Annotated in this window: 1 protein-coding gene; it reads left to right on the forward strand. The window is 61.9% G+C overall.

All coding sequences use genetic code 11. From position 1 onward, the window contains the following. Positions 1–698: cytochrome c biogenesis CcdA family protein (locus RM2_RS23290; protein ID WP_072691788.1), on the forward strand; the 698-nt coding region annotated here is incomplete at its 5' end. Positions 699–720: the final 22 nt, after the last annotated feature.

Below are 720 nucleotides of genomic sequence, written 5' to 3' on the forward strand. Positions count from 1 at the left end.
TGATGGGCTCAGCTCTCACAGAGCACCGCAACGTAATAACCCTGATCAGCGGCACTGTTCTGATCGTCCTCGGACTTCTTGCCATTCTGGGAAAGGGCTTCGCTTTCGCTCCAGCCCAACGAGCGTCGAAATCGATAGGCATCTCTGGTTCGGCATCGGTGTACGCGCTCGGCGCCGTGTACGGGTTCGCGGGATTCTGCTCCGGTCCGCTACTCGGCAGTGTCCTCACGGTCGCCATCGCCGGCGGCGCCGCCGGGTACGGCGCCGTTCTGATGGGGGTGTACGCATTGGGCATGGCGGTCCCCCTGTTCCTACTTGCCCTGCTCTGGGACCGATTCGACCTCGGCCGACGGAGTTGGCTTCGGGGGCGGGCGATAAGACTCGGCCCGCTGACCACACACTCGACATCTCTGATCTCAGGTCTCCTGTTCATTGCCATCGGAATGCTGTTCCTGCTCACTGAAGGAACAGCAAACCTCGGGGCAGTGATGAGTGTCGACGAGCAGTTCTCCCTTCAGGTCGCCGCAAGCGAAATCGCGCAAAGATTCTCCGATCTCAGCGTGCTGCTGGCAGTAGTGCTGGTGGCGCTAGCGGTGCTAGCGGTTCGACTATTCCGGCGGATGCGGGCAGACGCCACTGCAGAGACGGCCGATACCACCGCTGAAGCAAACGCCGCTACTAGCGAATCGAACAGATAGCCCCAGCGTCGGCCCGCCTCCG

Origin of the sequence: Rhodococcus marinonascens NBRC 14363, from assembly GCF_001894885.1 — a bacterium.
Classification (GTDB): domain Bacteria; phylum Actinomycetota; class Actinomycetes; order Mycobacteriales; family Mycobacteriaceae; genus Rhodococcus_F; species Rhodococcus_F marinonascens.